General features: G+C 67.1%; 13 protein-coding genes. 9 read left to right on the forward strand and 4 right to left on the reverse strand.

Annotated features, from left to right (window positions below):
- Positions 1–144 precede the first annotated feature (144 nt).
- The 9 genes from fcl to SGCZBJ_RS24710 all read left to right on the forward strand — a co-directional run bounded on the left by fcl (position 145) and on the right by SGCZBJ_RS24710 (position 9,910).
- On the forward strand, positions 145–1,089 hold the full coding sequence (gene fcl / locus SGCZBJ_RS24670; protein WP_101720543.1) for a GDP-L-fucose synthase: 945 nt from the start codon (positions 145–147) through the stop codon (positions 1,087–1,089).
- Between the two features lie 58 nt (positions 1,090–1,147).
- Positions 1,148–2,362, forward strand: coding sequence for a glycosyltransferase family 1 protein (locus SGCZBJ_RS24675; protein ID WP_133149321.1), 1,215 nt, complete (start codon positions 1,148–1,150; stop codon positions 2,360–2,362).
- 8 nt (positions 2,363–2,370) lie between these two features.
- Positions 2,371–3,897, forward strand: a complete 1,527-nt coding sequence (locus SGCZBJ_RS24680) for a glycosyltransferase (protein ID WP_101720545.1) — start codon at positions 2,371–2,373, stop codon at positions 3,895–3,897.
- 12 nt (positions 3,898–3,909) lie between these two features.
- Positions 3,910–4,473, forward strand: coding sequence for an NUDIX domain-containing protein (locus tag SGCZBJ_RS24685; RefSeq protein ID WP_101720546.1), 564 nt, complete (start codon positions 3,910–3,912; stop codon positions 4,471–4,473).
- A 123-nt stretch (positions 4,474–4,596) separates the two neighbouring features.
- The gene (locus SGCZBJ_RS24690; RefSeq protein ID WP_101720547.1) at positions 4,597–5,436 is read left to right on the forward strand and encodes an FkbM family methyltransferase; all 840 of its coding nucleotides are present in this window, start codon (positions 4,597–4,599) and stop codon (positions 5,434–5,436) included.
- A 30-nt stretch (positions 5,437–5,466) separates the two neighbouring features.
- Positions 5,467–7,323: a hypothetical protein gene (locus tag SGCZBJ_RS24695; RefSeq protein WP_133149322.1), complete on the forward strand. Its 1,857-nt coding sequence runs from the start codon at positions 5,467–5,469 to the stop codon at positions 7,321–7,323.
- Positions 7,320–8,528: an alpha-amylase family protein gene (locus tag SGCZBJ_RS24700; protein WP_101720549.1), complete on the forward strand. Its 1,209-nt coding sequence runs from the start codon at positions 7,320–7,322 to the stop codon at positions 8,526–8,528. The genes SGCZBJ_RS24695 and SGCZBJ_RS24700 overlap by 4 nt, the downstream gene beginning before the upstream one ends.
- Entirely contained in the window at positions 8,529–8,969 is a 441-nt protein-coding gene (locus SGCZBJ_RS24705; RefSeq protein WP_133149323.1) for a hypothetical protein, read from the forward strand.
- 44 nt (positions 8,970–9,013) lie between these two features.
- Positions 9,014–9,910: a hypothetical protein gene (locus tag SGCZBJ_RS24710; RefSeq protein ID WP_101720551.1), complete on the forward strand. Its 897-nt coding sequence runs from the start codon at positions 9,014–9,016 to the stop codon at positions 9,908–9,910.
- 81 nt (positions 9,911–9,991) lie between these two features.
- Here SGCZBJ_RS24710 and SGCZBJ_RS24715 read toward each other — a convergent pair whose 3' ends face one another.
- The 4 genes from SGCZBJ_RS24715 to SGCZBJ_RS24730 all read right to left on the reverse strand — a co-directional run bounded on the left by SGCZBJ_RS24715 (position 9,992) and on the right by SGCZBJ_RS24730 (position 18,436).
- Entirely contained in the window at positions 9,992–10,474 is a 483-nt protein-coding gene (locus SGCZBJ_RS24715) for a hypothetical protein (protein ID WP_101720552.1), read from the reverse strand.
- 98 nt (positions 10,475–10,572) lie between these two features.
- Positions 10,573–10,767 (reverse strand): hypothetical protein, encoded by a 195-nt coding sequence (locus tag SGCZBJ_RS24720; RefSeq protein WP_101720553.1) that lies wholly within the window; start codon positions 10,765–10,767, stop codon positions 10,573–10,575.
- A 67-nt stretch (positions 10,768–10,834) separates the two neighbouring features.
- The gene (locus SGCZBJ_RS24725; protein WP_133149324.1) at positions 10,835–14,716 is read right to left on the reverse strand and encodes an FG-GAP-like repeat-containing protein; all 3,882 of its coding nucleotides are present in this window, start codon (positions 14,714–14,716) and stop codon (positions 10,835–10,837) included.
- 132 nt (positions 14,717–14,848) lie between these two features.
- Positions 14,849–18,436, reverse strand: a complete 3,588-nt coding sequence (locus tag SGCZBJ_RS24730; protein WP_101720555.1) for an FG-GAP-like repeat-containing protein — start codon at positions 18,434–18,436, stop codon at positions 14,849–14,851.
- Between the last annotated feature and the right edge of the window lie 166 nt (positions 18,437–18,602).

Raw genomic sequence — 18,602 nt, forward strand, 5'->3', positions numbered from 1 at the left:
GACGAGGCTCAATCGGAAACCGGCTGGGTGAGGATGGGCGCCCGGCCGTCGCATCACGTGGGGTGATGCGGGGCGCGTGGCTTTTCCACACGAGCGGTCCGCGCGATCGCGGGTTTATGAGATTTTACGGGGAACGGGGCCATTATGGCGGATTTGTCTGGAAAGCGGGTTTGGGTCTCCGGACATCGCGGCATGGTCGGTTCGGCGCTCGTTCGCCGCCTCGCCAGCGAGAATTGCGAAGTCCTGGTCGCCGACCGGGCGACGCTCGACCTGCGTGACTCCGGCGCCGTCCGGCGTTGGGTGCAGGAAAACCGCCCGGACGTGGCCCTGGTGTCCGCCGCCAAGGTGGGCGGGATCCTGGCGAACGACAGCTATCCGGCCGACTTCATCTACGACAACCTGGCGATCTCCACGAACATCATCCATTCGTGCTTCGAGGGCGGCGTCGAAAAGCTGCTCTATCTGGGCTCGTCGTGCATCTATCCGCGCCTGGCGCCGCAACCGATCCCGGAGAGCGCGCTGCTGACCGGCCCGCTGGAGCCGACCAACGAGTGGTACGCGATCGCCAAGATCGCCGGCATCAAGCTTTGCCAAGCCTACCGCAAGCAGCACGGAGCCGACTACATCTCGGCTATGCCGACCAACCTCTATGGTCCCGGCGACAACTACGATCTGAACTCCAGCCACGTCATGCCGGCCCTGATCCGCAAGATGTACGAGGCCAAGCGCTCGGGGGCGAGCAGCGTGGAAGTCTGGGGGTCGGGCAAGCCGCTGCGCGAATTCATGTATGTCGATGATCTGGCCGACGCCTGCATCTTCCTGACCAAGTCCTATTCCGGCTACGAGCACGTCAACGTCGGTTCGGGCCAGGAGATCTCGATCGGAGAGCTCGCCCTGCTGGTGGCCAAGGTGGTGGGCTTCGAGGGCGAGATCCGCCAGGACGCCTCCAAGCCGGACGGCACGCCGCGCAAGCTGCTCGACACCAGCAAGCTGCAAGGGTTGGGCTGGACCGCCAAGCACGGCCTCGAAGAGGGCATCGCCCTGGCCTTCGAGGCCTTCCTTTCCGAAAGCGCGGCCAAGGCCGCCTGAGGGCGACGCCAATCCACGCTGCACAATTCGATTCCGGTCGGGTGATCCTATGGAAGATATGCTGACGGCTGGCCGTGTCGGTCGCAAAGCGTTGGTCTGCGACCCTGTCTGCGTGCTGCCCTACGGCCACGCGATGCCGGCGCTGAACCATTATCGGCGCCTGCTGCTGCCGCGCTTCGAAGACGTCAAGTGCCTGGCTTCGAAGAGCTTTTCGGAGAAGCTGGCGGTCGAGAACGACTTCGAGCAGGCCTTCACCTTCCTGTACAACAAGTACATCCCGGTGATGGGCGAAGCCCGCTTCAACGAGATGGTGAAGGCTCATCCGGCCTTTTCCGATGCCTTCGCCGATCCCTACGAGCGCGTCGCCACGGCTGACGCCGTCGATATCCTCGGCCGCCACGAGATCGCGTCCGAGGACACCATCTTCATGCCCGGCGCCGACTTCTACGGCATCGTCGGCTTCCTCAACGCCTGCGCGGCCCGGCCGGCGGCGCAGCGCCCCAAGATCTTCATCCGCCTGATCGGCGTGCTTGAGGCGGCGACGCCCTTCTACGATGACCCGATGGGCGAGCTTTGCCGTCGCATCCGCGCGGCCAGCGCCGCGGGCGTGCGCCTTTATCTTTCGGCCGAGACCCCCGCCTATGCGGACTATGTCAACGAGCAGACCGGCCTGATCACCTATCTGACGCCCTATCCGGAGACGTCGGAGCGCCTGCCGCTGCCGGAAACCGACGATTTCAACGTGCTGTGCGCGGGCTCGGCGCGCCTGGACAAGGGCTTCCACCACCTGCTCGAGATCATGCAGGGCGTGCATGCCAATCCGTCGCGGCGCAAGGTGCTGCTGACCACCCAGACCCTGCCGGTCAAGGGCAGCGAAGCCTGGGACAGCTATACCTCCCAGCTCTACGCAACGTCGGGCGTGACCCTGCTGGAGCCGGTGATCTCCTCGGAGTTGATGCACGATCTCTACCGGGCCTGCGACATCGTCCTGCTGCCCTACGCCCAGGACGTGTACCGCATGCGCGGCTCGGCCGTGATGATGGAAGCGGCCGGCGCAGGGCGTCTGTGCCTGACGCTGCGCGGCACGGCTTTCTCTCGCCAGGTCGAGTATTACGGGCTTGGAGAGGTCGTCGACACGATCCGGGACATCCCCGACGCCATCCGCAAGATGGCCGCGATGCCGCGTGACAGGATGCAGGGCCGCATCGATCAGGCCCGCGCCCGGTTCTTCCTGGATATCAACGCGGCCTACGCCCACTGGCTCAGCCTGTGAGACCGAACATGAACAAGAAGATCGCCAAGAAGCGGTTGGTGTACGTCGGGCACCACTTCCACCTGAAGACCCGCTCGACCCAGTTTCTGGTCGAGGCGCTGAGCACCCGGTTCTCGGTCACCACGGTCGCGGTCGATCCGGAGAACTTGGCGGCGTCGAACCTGAGCTTCACGCGCGCGGAATGCGACGTCGTGGTCGTCCTCCAGCTCGACTTCCTGGCGCCGATCTTCATCGCTCGCGGCATTCCCACGGTCGTGGTCCCGATGTTCGACGGTTCCGAGCACATGCCCGAGCTGCATTGGCAGTTCTCGCAACAGGCCCGGTTTGTCTCGTTCTCGCGCCACCTGCACGTGAAGATCCAGCGCGCCGGCGGTCAGTCGCTGCTGGTCAAGTACTTCCCCGAGCCCGAGGCCTATGTCAGCGCCCGGAAGTACCGCGAGCTCTCCGGCTTCTTCTGGGAACGTCGCCCCGACAGCGGCGTCGACGCCAGCTTCATCGCCAAGCTGGTCGGATCGCAGCTCGACCGCATGCATATCCATCAGGCCCGCGACCTGCCCCTGCCCCCCGGGCCGAACGTGAAGACCCTGTTCGGCGACACCGAGGTGACGACGTCGACCTGGTTCGAGAACCGTTCCGAGCTCTCCGAACTGATGGCGCGGGCGAACATCTATTTCGCGCCCCGCCTCAGCGAAGGCATCGGCATGGGCTTCCTCGAAGCCATGGCGCAGGGCATGGCCGTGATCGCCCACGACGCCAGCACCCACAACGAATACATCGCCAACTGGTCCAGCGGGGTGCTCTACTCCCTGCACGGCACCCACGAACTGGTTCTCAGCACCCAGAAGGTGGCCGAGATGGGCGAAGCCGCTCGCCAGTGCATCGCCGAGGGGCGTCCGATCTGGCTTCGGCAGATCGACCAGATGCTGGACTGGATCGACGGCTGCCCCGAACCCGACGTCGGCGACCTTCCCGCCGACTTCCTCGACACCGAGATTTCTCGCGCCTACACGGCGGGCTTTGGCGCCTACCGGCGCTTCCTGCGTCGCAACATCCATCTGCTGAAGTCCCTGGCGCCGAAGATGGAAACGGTCGCCAGCGGCAAGGGCGGCGTCATCGACGACGGCCCGGCCCTGATGCCGGCGCTGCGCGAGAGCACCATAGCCTTCGGCTCGGCCGGCGCCCGCCAGTACCTGGCCAAGGGCTGGTCGCACGACGAGCCCGGCTTCGTGTGGGTCGACGGCCCTTATGCGACCCTGAACTTCTCGGCGGTCGGCGACCTGGCCGCGGCGCGCAGCCTGACCATCCGCTGCCACGCTCCGCCGTTGCCGCACCCGCAGCGTCTGGCGATCGTGGTCAACGGCGCTTTCGCCGATGCGATCGAGGTGGGCTCGGAGTCGATCGAGCACACGATCGCCTTGCCGGAAGTCGGTCTGGGCGCCCTGACCGAGATCGCCCTGTTCGCCGAGCAGACCTGCAAGCTGCCGGGCGAAGCGCGGCGGTTGAGCGTCGCCGTCAGCTCGATCTCGTTCCACTAGGGCGCTCGAGCGATGGACGAACGCGTCGTCGATGTGAAGCCCCTCTACGAGGGCTGGTCGTCGATGAGTCTCGTCGGCATGCGCCTGGCGTCGGGCGCGGTCGTCCCGCGCCATGTCGAACACCACGGCCTCAGCGTCGGCGTGCTGCCGTTCGACCCGGTCCGGCGTTGCGCGACCCTTGTGCGCATGGCGCGAGCGCCGGTGCTCCTCGCGGGCCTGGAAGATGTCGTCGAGGTTCCCGCCGGCAAGATGGAGGGCGACGACCCGCAGGACACCGCGCGCCAGGAGGCGCTCGAGGAGGCCGGGTTGCGCCTGGGCGCTCTCGATCGCGTTGCGGAGTTCTGGAGCATGCCGGCCATCTCGTCGGAGCGCATCACGCTTTACCTGGCCGAGTATCGCGCCTCGGATCGCGTTGGCGTCGGCGGGGGGCTGGAAGAAGAGGGCGAGGAGATCGAGGTCTTCGAGATGGATCTCGACGCCCTATGGATGCTCGTCGCCCAGGGCGACAAGGTCGACATGAAGACAGCTGTGCTCGTCTATGCGCTGAGGCAGCGGCGGCCCGAGCTTTTTTCCTGACGCCTTATCGCACATAGTCGCGGCTTCTCTTTCTTTCCGTCGTTGCAAGGTTCCTGCGTGCCCCACAGCGTTATTCCGCACCTGAGCTACATCAAAGGCGTGCGGGCTGGCTCCAGGGAGGCCATGCCAGAGGCGTTTCGTCTGCGGCTGGAGCATGTCGACGAGGTGCTGGCGGAGGGGAAGGACCCGGTTGCGCGCATCCAGACGATCTTCGGCGCGCCGATGGAAGTCGACCTGCGCGAGGAGGTCTCGCGCAGCCTGTACGTCTATGGATCTTTCGAGGACGACCTGGTCGCCGCTTTCTCGCGCTTGCTGCGCCCAGGGGCGGTCTTCGTCGACATCGGCGCCCACTATGGCTTCTTCTCGCTCTGGGCGGCGACGCTTGTCGGTCCCGAGGGGGCGGTGATCTCCTTCGAGCCCACGCCTGACACCGCCGAGCGCCTGCGGCGCAACCTGGGTCCGTTCGAGACTTCGACGGTCAACGCCGCGGCGGTGTGGGACGCCGACGAGACGCTCTCGTTCAACACCTTCGACGTGTCGTGGTCGGCGTTCAATTCCTATACCTCGATCCGCGCGCCGGACGACATGGACACGCCGGCGCCGGTGTTGGTCGAAGTGCCGGCCCTACGCCTGGACAGCTATTTCGCCGAGGCCGAGCGTGGCCCGGACGTCATCAAGATCGACGCCGAAAGCGCCGAGCTGAATGTGCTTCGCGGCGCTGAGGCGGTGCTGGCGGCCTATCGGCCGATCGTCACCATCGAGGTCGGCGACTATCCTCATCTCGTGGACGCCGGCGTGCCCAACAGCTGCGAGATCCTGGGCTGGATCCAGGACCGCGACTACGTGCTGTTCGAGCCCGGGTTGGAGCGCGAGACGCCTCATGTCCTGCGCGGGCCGCTCGAGTACGGCTACCAGAACATCGTCTGCGTACCCGCGGAGAGGCTTACGGGCTTGATGGCGTGAGTTATCGCCGCAAAGCCATGATCCGCGATCGTGCTCGCGGGCGTAAACGGGTCGCTCTATGGTGCAGTCATGGTTGAACCATCGGTCGTTTTGGATAGTTCGAATGTTCCGGTCGGAACGGTTCTCGCGGATTCTCTGCGTCTGGTGATCGAGAGCGAGTGCGTCGGCTCGGCGCTGATCCGCTTCACCATGGCCACGCGGCATTTCACCAGCCAGTTGCCCTACAACGAGCGGATTTCGCACCGCCTGAACCTCGAATGGATGGTGGTCTCCGAGGGCACGGGCGAGGTCCTGGGCGTCATCAGCCAGAGCGATCACAGCTATCGGCATCCCGAGATCGTGGTCAGCCTGCCACGCGACGCGACCCTGGTCCTCGTTCCCGGCGCGCCGTACCTGTGCGATGCGGCTGTCGCCGTCGAGGCGGTGGCCATTCCGCTGGGCCTGGGCGAGCCGCGTTACCGCTACGAGGTCGAGGTCGGCGCGGCGGCGGACGCGGGCGTCATCGGGGGGCAGTGGTCCTATCGGGAAGGGCACCTGCCGTTCCAGCATTGGTTCCACAACAAGGCCTTCCGCTGGGGCTTCGACGGGGCGACGCTGCGCCTGCCGTCGGTTGCTGGCGCGGCGATGTGGGTCGCCGTGAACGCCCTGTGCCGGACCGAGATCGAGGTATGGGCCGGTGACGTCCACCTGACGACCTTGGGCAAGATATCGGGGTCAGACCGCTGGCATGATGAGGCTTACGGCTTCGTGGTGCCGGCCGAGGTCGTCACGGGCGACGAGGTCGAGCTGGCCTTCCGCTTCGCCAAGAGCCGGACGGTCCTGATCGACTTCAATCTTCGGCAGGACGTCCTGGCGATGTCGCGCGTGATCGTCGACGTCTTCGAGAAGGACTGCTCCGCCTTGCCCGGCCGGCTGGCGGGCCGCCTGTGGCGCGACCCGGCCGGCGCGGCGCCCTCCTTGGGCGAGTGCCTGATGGATCCGGAAGGCGACCATGGTCAGGCCCAGGCCGCGCTGTTGGCGGCGCCGATCGAGTTCAGCCTCGTCGGCCGGTATTTTGCGCCGCACTCGCATTTCTGGACCACGTTGCGCGGCGTGATCGCCGGTTTCCAGGCCAATGGCGTGACCATGAACCTGCTGCCGGCGAACGCGCCTGCGGACGTGCTGGCCCGGTTCGAGAGTTGCGTCCTCGGGCCGATACGGTTCGACCAGGCCCTGGGCGAACGCCTGCGGGGCGATCCGCGCATCCAGGCGGCGATCGTGGCGCCGACCACGGGATCCCTCGCGGCCTTTGGCTTTGCGATCGACGAGAGCCTGCTAGCCGCGTTCGGATACCGCGAACTGTTCGACGTCCCCCTGCCCGGCGGCGGCAAGGGTAATTTCTGGGAACTGGCGTTGGTGCGGCCGGGCTTCTGGGCCGAGGAGGCGCTGGGCTGGGGCGGCACGACGCTGATCGGGCGCGCCGTCGACACGCCCTGGACGCTGCTGGCCTCCGCGAGCGCGGAAGACTGGATGGAGATGGGTGATCCGGCTTCGCGCACGGCGCTCGATGTGTTCGTCGGCGCGGCGAGCACGCCTCGGGCGGTCACGGCGGGCGGTCGTCCTTGCGGACTGCTGGTGCGCGACGGCGCGCTGGTGCTGATCGCGGCCGAAGCACGGACGGCCCTTCGCGCCAGCGGCGGCGGCATCGCCAGGGGGTGGCCGGACATCGAGATAGACGCCGAACTGTTCGACGAGCAGCGCCTGCCAGTTCTTCTGCACGGACGCGCCTTGCCCGCCTCGGGCGTTGTCGCGGAGGCCCTGCGCCTGGTCCGCGACCAGGTGGCGCGGGCGACCTTGACCTCTGGTCGTCACCTGCAGTTCCCGCTCCAGGCGCCAGAGGCTCCATGAAGATCAACATCCTGATCGACAACCACCTGCCGGTGGCCATCGAGAACTACGCCCTGGCGGAACTCGACGTCGAGGCTATCCGCGGCTTCCTGCGGGAGATCGCGCCGGCGCGCCTGACGGCCTTCGCCTACGGCCATGACGGCTGGGCGCAGTATCCGTCGGCGCTCAACGCCGCGCCCCCCGGCATGCCCATGGACCTGCTGGGGCTGTGGAAGTCTCTCGCCGCCGAGACCAACGCCCAGTTCGCCATCTATGTCAGCACCTTGCGCAACGACCTGTTGCTCCAGGCCGAGCCCTACTGGCAGCGGTTCGCGCTCGATGGAACGGGCTCGTATCGCGTCGATCACACCTCGCCCTATTGGGAAACCTGGCTGAAGCCCGTGCTCGAGGAGCTGATCTCGACCTATGAGCCGACCGGCTTCTTCTTCGACGGCGACTACTGGACGGTCGGGGAGAGCCTGGGGGGCTATCGGGGCGAGGCGGCCCGCGAGGTGTTTCCGGAGCTGGGCGAGGATCCGCTGCCGGCCATGACGGCGGAGCAGCATCGCCGCCTGACCGTGGTCACCTACGAGCAGTACCTGGCCAAGCTGGCTGCCTTCCTGGCGCCGCGGGCTCCGGCCAGTTCGGTCAACCTGGCCTTCACCTTCCGCCATCCGGCGGTGAGGCCGGCGGGCCTGGACCTGATCACGAGCGACCTGCCGCCCTTCTTCGCCGCCCTCGACTGCTGGCTGGAGACCGCTGTCACGTCGGCCAAGGACGCTGAACGCGAAGTCGTGGTTCCCCTGTTCGTCGAGCCGGAAGGCGGCGGGCGCAAGCTGGTCAAGCCCCTGCCTCAGCTCATTCACGAGGTCGCGCCGATCCTGGCCATGGGGGAGTCGCTGCACTTCTACTTCCCGCTTTCGGTGACGGGGCGCTTCGACGTCAGCTATGCGCCGCTCATCACCCGTCTGCGGGACGAGGTCCGGGCGGTGGCGCCGCACTACGACGACGCCGACTTCCTCTTCGCGCCGGACGTCTTCTGCCTGTCCGACAGCGAGCGGATCTGCGAGAGCCAGGACCTGGTGGCGCTCCGCGGCTCGGCGATGCTGGCCTCGCTGGCGGGGCTCAACTTCTGCATCGCCCCGACCAGCAGATGTCTGGAGAGCTTGCCGGAGATGCGGCTTCTGATCGCTCCGCTCGAGCTTTCGCCGTCGGCGGCGGCGTGAGTGGAGCAGGCCCGTGCACAAGGCGTGCGGGTGCTCCAGCGCGACGACGCCGCCGCCAACATGAAGGTGACGCGCGCCGAGATCGACGCCCTGAAGGCCGCCTACGCCGAGACGCCCGCAAACTGCTGGGCTGACTTCGACCTGGTTCGCCCCTTGAGCGCCTTTGTTCGCATGTTCCGCAAGGAAAACGGCGATTGGCGGATCTTCGTCTACAATGGGTGCGAGATCGGGTCTCCGCTGGGCCGGCGCGTGCTGAACGAGGGCGCAGGATATGCCGGCCGGGTGAGCCTCACGGCGCCGGCGGGCGCCACCGTGAGTTTCGTCGAGGGTTACGTCACCGACCTGCAGATCGATGGCCCGTCGGTTTCGTTCGGGCTGGACGGCGCTTTCGCGATCATCGAAGGAAAGCTGGACGCTTCCCGAGCCGAAGGCGCCGCCTAGGCGTCGGTTTTATCTTCACCCTTGTCATGACGAGTCCGACCCTGATGAGCGAACCAACCATCGTCTTCATCCAGCGCGGCTTCCCGCCGTTCCTGAAGTACTGCGTCGCCCAGGCACAGGCGTGCGGCTACCGCACGATCGTCCTTGGAGACGAGGAGGTGGGCGCCGCGGTCGATTGCGAATTCTACAACATCGCCGACTATTTCACCGACGCCAGCCGGTTTGCCGAGCGCTATATCCACATCGGCTCGAACAGTTACGACTACGAGCTGTTCTGCTTCCAGCGCTGGTATGCGCTGCGCGAACTGGCCCGCCAGATCGGTGGGGAAATCTACTATGTTGACTCTGACGTTCTGGTTTTCCCGGGCTTGGACTACGCCAAGCACCTGATCGGCGGCAAAAAACTGTTCAACGTGCCGTGGATCAACTACTTCCGCAGCCACGAGGAGATCTCGTTCTACATCGATTTCGTCGATAGTTGTTACGAGTCGGAAGAAAAGATTCGCGCCATTTCAGAAAAGTACCTCTATCACGGCGTCGCGCAGATGTCGGACATGTACCTGTTCTACGAGATTGGCAGCCAGTACCCGGACCAGGTCGTCAACTTCAAGGACTTTGGCCACTATCTCGGCTTCGACAACTGCGTGCGTGACATGGTGGGCTACAAGACCCGTCATCACCACAAGATCATCAACTTCCGGGATGGACTGCCCTACTGCCCGCGCGACGTAGGAGGGGAGACGCGGTTCTTCTCGCTGCATTTCCAGGGCATGAGCAAGCCGCTGATGCAGTTGCTGCACACGATCAGCGACCCCAAGGCGCTGGAGCGCCTCGACGACCTGGCCTTCTGGTTCGATCTGCCGGGACACAGCGCGGCGCCGGGTTACGACGTCGTCAAGGCGGCCTTCGACGAGCTTTCCGCCGCCTCGCCCAGCGCTTGAGAGGGCGCCAGGTTTGGATGGGATCATCCAAACCTGGCCCTCAGGCCCAGGCGGCCGTGGCGTCTCGCCCGGCCGCAGGCCTCAGAACTCGAAGGCGGCGAGCCGGCAGGCGGTCTTGTCGCCGTCCTGCAGGACCCAGGCCTGGATCTTGCCCTTGAGCAATGGGCTGGCGGCCGACCAGCCGGTGTCCGGCGCCGGGACCGCCGGCATGTTCTGCGGAACATCTGGACGCGGCCGCCCGCCTTCGCCCGCACCCACGATGCGCCCGGCCTCGTCGGTCAGCAGGATGTGCTCGCCGCGCTTCTTGGCCACGCCGTCCCAGCCCCAGCCTTCGAAGCCCACGCCGGGCCTTGCGCCTTCGTAGCGGACCCGGGCGACGTCGATATAGCCGTTGCACGTCTCGCCGACGGTGAAACGCTCCCGGATGGGCTTGCCGATCATGGACGCGCTCCACGCCGGCGGAGGCGGCAGGCTGTCGTTCGAGAGCGGCACGCTGGCCGGTTGCTCGCAGCCGGAGACGATGAAGCCGAACGCGGCTCCGACAAAGATCGTCCGAATTCTCATGGCGTCCTCCGTTGGCCGACTCGTCACTCGCGGCAAACTAGCGCGCCCTAGTGCTTTCGCGAGCCGTTATCTTGGATCGCTCAGGTATCTTGGATCGCTCAGCGCGACGGTGACGAGGCCGCGCCGATCGCCGGGCTGGGCGGCGTCAGGCCGGACTCGGAGATGTCCTGGGCCCGCCGGCCATAATTGGCCGCCCAGATCGCGGCGACCAGCAGGCACGCCGCGATGACCAGGATCACCCACCAGTGCGGATGCGACGAACGAAGGCGATTGAACTGCGATGACCAGTGCATTGAGCTTCAACGCACGCCGGCGACGATGGCTGCGTCGCGGCGTGCCGAAGTTGGCTCCAGGTCAGGCTCAGACGATGATGAAGTCGCCGGCCGAAGGCGGGCTGTTGGGCGGGTTGATGATCCACTCCTTCACCTCGCCAGTGGCGGCGTTCAGCCACATGACGTCGTCGACGCCGTCATGGTTGAAATCGCCGACCGTGGCCACCGTCCAGCCGGCGGCCATCGAGCCGGGGTCGAACGAGCCCGCCCAGTTGCCGTCGCGAATGGTCCAGATGTCCATCTGGCCCGTGAACTGCTGGCGCCACAGGATGTCGTCGGTGCCGTCGCCGTTGAAGTCGCCGATGCCGGCGAACTGCCAGTCGGTATTGTAGAAGCCCGGCGAGTACGAACCGGCCCAGGCGCCGTTCTTGAGCAGCCACAGGTCGACCTGGCCGGTCTGCGGGTTGCGCCAGAAGATGTCGGCGGTGCCGTCGCCGTTGAGGTCGCCGATCCCCTGCACGCCCCATTCGAGGTTGTAGGAGCCCAGGGTGTAGGCGCCGGTCTGGACGCCGTTCTTCATCAGGATGGCCTGGGTGACGCCCGTCTGGCTGTTGCGCCACAGGAAGTCGTCGCCGCCATCGGCGTTGAAGTCGGCCGCGCCGAAAAGGGTCCATTCCGAACCGGGCGCGATGATGGTCATGCTGCCCTGGTTGGGCACGCCGTCCTTGATAAAGCTGGCGACGTAACCGCCGGCGTCCGTCCTCCAGACGATGTCGTCGACCCCGTCGCTGTTGAAGTCGCCTACAGCGACCACGCTGCTGGCGCCGGAGACGGCCAGATTGAAGGCCCCGGCGTTGCGTCCGTCGCTCATCAGCCAGCCGGTGTAGGCGTTGCTGAACTTGTAGTCCCACAGCACGTCGATGGAGCCGTCGCCATTGAAGTCGCCGGATAGGGCCGGTTTCCAGTCCGACAGGGCGCGGGCCGGGTCGTAGGAGCCCGTCCAGTTACCGCTGCGCAGGCGCCAGGCGTCGGTCTGGCCCGTGGTGGCGTTGCGCCACAGCACGTCGGCGTTGCCGTCGCCGTCGTAGTCGCCCAGGCCGGCGACCTGCCAGGTGGTGTCATAGAAGCCCGGGGAGAACGAGCCCGCCCAGGCGCCGTTCTTCAGCAGCCAGCCGTCGACCTGGCCGGTCGTCGGATTTCGCCACAGCACGTCGCTGACGCCGTCGTTGTTGAAGTCGGCGATGCCGGCCACGTTCCAGGCGGTGCTGTAGGCGCCCGGCACGAAGCTTCCGGTCTTGACGCCGCCGCTCATCAGCCAGGCCTCGACCTGGCCGGTGGTCGTGTTGCGCCACAGGATGTCGGCGTCGCCGTCGCCGTTGAAGTCGCCCGCGCCGACGACATTCCAGTCCGAGCCCTTGTTGTCGCCCGGGGTGAAGTCGCCCGTGAAGGCGCCGTTGCGCATCATCCAGCCGGACAGCTGGCCGGTGGCGGTGTTGCGCCACAGGATGTCGGCGTTGCCGTCCTCGTTGAAATCGGCGACCGCGGCCACGGCCCAGTCGGTGCTCCGGGTCCCCGGCGAGGCCAGGGACGTCAGCGTGGAGCCGTTCAGCGTCCGGATCTCCATCGCGCCGGTGGCCGTGTCGCGGAAGAGGATGTCGTCCTTGCCGTCGCCGTTGAAGTCGCCCAGGCCCGCGATGGCGCGCCCGGTCATGTCGGCCGGGGCCATGGAGTCGAACGCCTGGAACCCGTCGATGGTCCAGGCCTCGTACAGGCTCTTGCCGTTGCGCCAGATCACGTCCTGCAGGCCGTCGCCGTTGAGGTCCGCCGAGCCGGCGGTGCTCCACTCCGAGCCGTAGGAGATCGGGCGTATGCTGCCGATCGACAGCGTCGCCGGTGACGACACCGTGGTCATGCTGGCGCGGCCCAGCTGGGCGATGGCCACGGCGGCGCCCGCGCCCGAGCCGTCGGCGTCCCAATAGAGCGTGCGGTTCGAGGTGTCGTAGAAGAGCGTGCGGCCGGCGACGGTGGCGGCCGAGCCGAGCTGGAAGGTGATACCGGAATCGGCGAGGGTCGTTCCGGTCAGGGTCCCGAAATCGCCGCGGTCGAGGCCGATCTTGTCGACATTGACCACGAAGTCGGTGATGAAATCCCTGCTGCCGGTCTGCAGCACGAAGGTGTCCGAGCCCAGGCCGCCGGTATAGGTGTCGCTCTGGGCGTTGCCCTTGAGGACGTTGTTCAGCTCGTTGCCGATCAGGATGTCGGCGCCGAAGCCGCCGATGGCGTTCTCGATCCACACGCCGGCGGCGATCGTCAGGCCGCCGTTCACCTTGCCCACGTAGGAGACGAAGCCGCCGCCGCCCGGCGCGTTGAGCAGGGTCGCGGGGCGCAGGTCGATGACGGCTGGGTCGAGCGCGCTGGACGCCGATATCGTGTCCACGCCGCCGGTGTCCCAGATCGCCCGGTAGTAGGCCGTCCCGGTGATGTCCAGAACGGGAAGGGAATAGACGGTGTTGCCGGTGTTGGCCGCGACGGCGCCGTACTTGGCCTGCAAGGCCGCGATGTCGAGCGCCATCGGCCCGGCCTGGCCGCCGTAGCCGTAGGAGACGAACTGGCCGGCCGGGCCCGAGGGCCAGCCGTCGTTGTACGACATGATCGTGTAGACGCCCTGGTTCAGCCCGGACGAACCGTAGGAGCCGAACTCGGACAGGACGCCTTCCATGACTTCCGACGAGCCGCCGGTGTCGTGCGGGTGCGCCAGGCCCAGGCCATGGCCGATCTCATGCAGGATGGTGCTGTAGGCGATGCCGCCAATGTTGAGGCTGTCGGGGGTCCAGCTGGCCACGCTCGGCGAGAAGACGCCGATCGCCGGCGACGAGGGCGGCGTCGTCATCATGCCGACGACGTCGTCGTCCAGGCCGGAATCCAGCACCATGACCATCGTGGCCTGGCTGCGCTCGGTGACGACGGTGAACCGGATGTTGGCCACCGCCGAAATCGCGGCGGTGACGTTCATCACCGACCGGATCTCGTCGCTCGTCCAGGCGCGATCGGCGGAATACTCGCCGAAGGTCTGGCCGCCCGTGGCGAAATAGATCCGGACCTCAGACGTGTTGAGCTTCGTGCCCCAGTCGATGGTGTCGACGGGGTCCTGCGGGCCGATCTGCTGGGCCGTCAGGGTGTAGCGGCCGGTCTCGTCCGAGAAGGCCCGGGCGGTGACGTAGTAGACGCCGGCCGTCGTCGGGGTGAAGCGGACCTCGGAATTCAGGCCGTTCGGGCCGTCGTCGTTGGAGGCGACGATCTTACCGCTGGCGTCGCGGATCTCGATGAAGGGGTCGCCAAGACCGCCCGACGACGCCGCGTTCAGCGTGAACACATAGCCCTGGCCGCCGTTCAGCGAAATGCGATGCCAGTCGGTGTCGCTGGCGTAGTCGATCTGGCTGCTGACGCTGCCGCCGACCGTGAGCACCGAGGTGGTGGATGTGGTGTCGGGAATGTTGTCGGTCGGGGTCGCGGCGCTGACCGCCAACAGCGAGTAGCTGCCTGGGCGCCCGTCGGCGGAGCCCGCCGAGACGTAGATGTAGCCCGAGCTGGTCGCCGTGTAGCTGTAGCGGGAGTCGAGCGAGGTCAGCGAGTCGTCGTTCTCGCCGATCAGCAGGCCGCTGCTATCGTAGATGCGCAGGTATGGGTCGGGCAGCGAGGTCCCCGCCGCATTGCCGCTCATCGTGTAGCTGGAGAGCGCGATCGTGTAGGTCCGCCCCGCCTCGACCTGCAGGCGATACCAGTCGGTGTCGTTCGCCGAGTTGATCCAGCCGAAGGTGACGCTGCTCAAGGTGAACGTCGTCGACGTGTTGCCCGGGACTGTGTCGGCGCCCTGGGTCTGGGCGATTTCCAGGAGAGGAGAGCCTAGACGCGCGACTTCGGAGGGGACCACGACGTCGAGCTCGGGGCTCTGGGTTTGGTAAGAAATCACATCAACTTGCACGTTAACCGCCACAACAAGCGCCAACCTTTCGGTTGAAGCCTGTTGTGGCGGGCGTTGCAAGGCCAATGCTGCGGAAAGTTGCGAATTCCGCAGCTGGGTTTCCCGCGTGTCACATCGGCGTCAGACGATGATGAAGTCGCCGGCCGAAGGCGCCGTGTTCGGCGGGGTGACAATCCATTCCTTCACTTCGCCGGTGGTTGCGTTCAGCCACATGATGTCGTCGACGCCGTCGTGGTTGAAGTCGCCGACCGAGGCCACGGTCCAGCCTGCCGGCATGGCGCCCGGATCGAACGAGCCCGCCCAGTTGCCGTCGCGCAGGGTCCAGATGTCCATCTGGCCGCTGAACTGCTGGCGCCACAGGATGTCGTCGGTGCCGTCGCCGTTGAAGTCGCCGATGCCGGCGAACTGCCAGTCGGTGTTGTAGAAGCCCGGCGAGTACGAGCCGGCCCAGGCGCCGTTCTTGAGCAGCCACAGGTCGACCTGGCCGGTCTGGGGGTTGCGCCACAGGACGTCCGCCGTGCCGTCGCCGTTGAAGTCGCCGACGCCCTGGACCTTCCAGTCGAGGTTGTAGGCGCCCAGGGTGTACGAGCCGACCTGCTGGCCGTTCGAGATCAGGCTCGCCTGGGTGACGCCCGTCTTGGCGTTGCGCCAGAGCAGGTCGTCAGTGCCGTCGGCGTTGAAGTCGCCGGCGCCGAACAGCGTCCAGTCCGCGCCCGGCGAGGCCGGGGCGAAGGCGCCCGCATAGCCGCCGGCCTTGATGTACCAGCCGTCGAGCGAGCCGTTCTCGGGGCTGCGCCAGATCAGGTCGTCGGTGCCGTCGCCGTTGAAGTCGCCCACGGCCGCCACTTCGAACGCGCCATGGCCGCCCGTGTTGAAGCTGCCCGACTGGGCGCCGTTGCGCATGTACCAGCCGTCGACCGCGCCCGTGTAGTTGTTGCGCCAGATCAGGTCCTGGGTGCCGTCGGCGTTGAAGTCGCCGGTGGCCGCCAGCGCCCAGTCCGAGCCGTGCGTGCGCGGGTCGGAAGAGCCCGTCCAGTTGCCGCTGCGCAGGCGCCAGGCGTCGATCTGGCCGCTGCTGGCGTTGCGCCACAGCACGTCGGCGTTGCCGTCGCCGTTGTAGTCGCCCAGGCCGGCGACCTCCCAGCTGGTGTTGTAGTTGCCCGGCGAGAACGAGCCGGCCCAGGCGCCGTTCTTGAGCAGCCAGCCGTCGACCTGGCCGGTCGTCGGATTCCGCCACAGCACGTCGCTGACGCCGTCATTGTTGAAGTCGGCGATGCCCTGGACTTCCCACGCGGTGCTGTACGCGCCCGGCACGAAGCTGCCGGTCTTGACGCCGTTGACCATCAGCCAGGCCTCGACCTGGCCCGTGGCCGTGTTGCGCCACAGGATGTCGGCGTTCTTGTCGCCGTTGAAGTCGCCCATGCCGACGACTTTCCAGTCCGTGCCCTTGTTGTCGCCCGGCGTGAAGCCGGTCGAGAAGCCGCCGTTGTTCAGCAGCCAGCCGTCCAGCTGGCCGGTGGACGTGTTGCGCCACAGGATGTCGGCGCGGCCGTCGTTGTTGAAGTCGGCGGTTCCGGCGATCGTCCAGCCGGCGCCGTGGCTGCCCGGATTGATGGAGCCGGCCCAGGCGCCGTTGCTGAGGAACCAGATGTCGGCGGTGTTGGTCGAGGCGTTCCACCACAGGATGTCGTCGACGCCGTCGCCGTTGTAGTCAGCCGCACCGGCCACGTCCCAGCCGGCGCCGTGGCTGCCCGGCGTGGTCGAACGGCGCCACTCCATGCCGTTGATGATCCAGAGATCGGTCTCGCCGGTGTTGGTGTTCAGCCACAGGGCGTCGTCGGTGCCGTCGTGGTTGAAGTCGCCGGTGGCGGCGACCTTCCAGCCGGTGGTGTGGGTGGTCGGCGCGCCGTTGCCGATCGACCGGGCGGTCATCGGATTGCTCTCGGCCACCCGCAGGGTCGAGGCGCCGATGCGGGCGAACTGGACCGCCGCACCGGCGCCGGAGCCGTCGGCGTCCCACGAGATCGCGCCGGTGGCGGCGTTGTAGAGAATGGTCGGAGCGGTGGTTGTGGCGCTGGCGCCAACCACGAACGCCACGCCGGCCGTGGCCAGCGAGCCCGAGGCGCCCAGGCCGAAGCCCGCGCGGTCCAGGGCGATCTTGTCCTGGCCGGCCACGAAGTCGAGGATGGCGTCGACCGCCCCGCCGCTGCGGTTGAAGCCGAAGGTGTCCGCGCCAGCGCCGCCGTACAGGGTGTCCTGGCCTTCGTAGCCGGTGATCACGTTGGCGCCGGCGTCGCCGCGCAGCACGTCGGCGAAGTCCGAACCGGCCAGGTTCTCGATCGAATAGTAGAGGTCGCCGGCCGCGTCGCCGGTGTTGTGGGACAGGTTGGCGAAGTCGACATAGACGCCGGCCGTCGCGCGGCGGAAGCCGGCCGTGTCCGAGCCGGCCCCGCCGTCGAGGCTGTCGCCGCCGCCGCCGCCCTCGATCAGGTCGTTGCCGTTCTGGCCGAGCAGGGTGTCGTAGCCGCCCAGGCCGTAGATGCGGTCATCGCCGTCGCCCGCCTGGATCACCGTGCCGCTCGCCGACCCGGTCAGGCTGTCGCCGAACGCGCTGCCGATGATGCCCTCGATGTTGGCGTAGGTGTCGCCCGCGGCGTCGCCGGTGTTGCGGGTGGGGTCGCTGAGGTCGACGGTCACGGCCAGGGCGTCGGCCACCGTCACCTTGGCGTAGGACACCCAGTCGAAGCCCGCGCCGCCGTCCATGAAGTCGGCGCCGCCCATGCCCGACAGGATGTCGTCGCCGCCTTCGCCGTAGAGGAAGTCGTCGCCGGTCAGGCCCAGGATGTTGTTGCCGTTGTCGTCGCCGTACAGCCGGTCGCCGCCGAAGAACGAGCCGGCCAGGTCGCGGAAATTGACATAAGTGTCGCCGGCGGCGTGGCCGGTGTTGATCGACGGATCCTTCAGCGAGACCGTCAGCCCCGTAGGCGAGGTCTCGTAGTCGAGATAGTTGCCGCCCGCGCCGCCGTCCATGTAGTCGGCCCCGGCGTCGCCGATGATCACGTCATAGCCGTCGCCGCCGAACAGCCGGTCGTCGCCGGCCAGGCCCCACAGCTGGTTGGCGTCGGCGTCGCCGTAGAGCGTGTCGTTGTAGTTGGTGCCGGTCAGGTTCTCGACGCTGGCGTCGTAGGTGTCGCCGGCGGCCCAGCCGGTGTTGATGCTGGCGTCGGCGAGCGACGCGATCAGGCCCGCGTTGGCCAGCTGGTAGCTGGCGATGTCGTCGTCGGCCCCGCCGTCGAAGTGGTCCACGCCCACGCCGCCGACCAGGTTGTCGTCGCCCGTGCCGCCATAGAGCCAGTTGGTGCCGGCGCCGCCGTAGAGGGTGTCCCCGCCGCCCAGGCCGTAGAGCTTGTTGTCGCCCGCGCCCCCATAGAGGCCGTCGTCGAAGTTCGAACCGATGATGTTCTCGATCGAGGTGAACTTGTCGCCATGGGCGTCGCCGACGTTCTGGCTGGGCGTGCCCTCCAGATAGACCTCGACGCGCGATCCGGCGGTCGCATAGCTGACGGTGTCTTCCCCGGCCCCGCCGTTCAGCTCGTCCGCGCCGCCCAGCCCCGAAAGGGTGTCGTTGCCGCCGCCGCCGTTGAGGATGTCGTCGCCTCCGGTGCCGACCAGATTGTCGTCACCCGCCGTGCCGTTGATGGTCGCCATCCAGCGCCTCCGCCTGTTCGCCGATCTTCCGTCGAGATACGCACGCCAATGCCAAGCCCCACCTGGAACGCGGCGCGTATCAGGAGTGACGCATATCCAACGAATTGGAAATTATTCGTTCTGTGCGATCGTTTTTTACGGTCGCCGCAGATTCGGCTTGGACCAA

The sequence above is a fragment of the Caulobacter zeae genome (assembly GCF_002858925.1).
GTDB classification, from domain to species: domain Bacteria; phylum Pseudomonadota; class Alphaproteobacteria; order Caulobacterales; family Caulobacteraceae; genus Caulobacter; species Caulobacter zeae.

What these genes read in the sequence shown, in the direction of transcription:
- fcl (WP_101720543.1), top strand. Translation starts at nt 145, where the DNA reads ATGGCGGATTTGTCTGGAAAGCGGGTTTGGGTCTCCGGACATCGCGGC.
- SGCZBJ_RS24675 (WP_133149321.1), top strand. Translation starts at nt 1,148, where the DNA reads ATGCTGACGGCTGGCCGTGTCGGTCGCAAAGCGTTGGTCTGCGACCCT.
- SGCZBJ_RS24680 (WP_101720545.1), top strand. Translation starts at nt 2,371, where the DNA reads ATGAACAAGAAGATCGCCAAGAAGCGGTTGGTGTACGTCGGGCACCAC.
- SGCZBJ_RS24685 (WP_101720546.1), top strand. Translation starts at nt 3,910, where the DNA reads ATGGACGAACGCGTCGTCGATGTGAAGCCCCTCTACGAGGGCTGGTCG.
- SGCZBJ_RS24690 (WP_101720547.1), top strand. Translation starts at nt 4,597, where the DNA reads ATGCCAGAGGCGTTTCGTCTGCGGCTGGAGCATGTCGACGAGGTGCTG.
- SGCZBJ_RS24700 (WP_101720549.1), top strand. Translation starts at nt 7,320, where the DNA reads ATGAAGATCAACATCCTGATCGACAACCACCTGCCGGTGGCCATCGAG.
- SGCZBJ_RS24710 (WP_101720551.1), top strand. Translation starts at nt 9,014, where the DNA reads ATGAGCGAACCAACCATCGTCTTCATCCAGCGCGGCTTCCCGCCGTTC.
- SGCZBJ_RS24715 (WP_101720552.1), bottom strand. Translation starts at nt 10,474, where the DNA reads ATGAGAATTCGGACGATCTTTGTCGGAGCCGCGTTCGGCTTCATCGTC.
- SGCZBJ_RS24720 (WP_101720553.1), bottom strand. Translation starts at nt 10,767, where the DNA reads ATGCACTGGTCATCGCAGTTCAATCGCCTTCGTTCGTCGCATCCGCAC.
- SGCZBJ_RS24730 (WP_101720555.1), bottom strand. Translation starts at nt 18,436, where the DNA reads ATGGCGACCATCAACGGCACGGCGGGTGACGACAATCTGGTCGGCACC.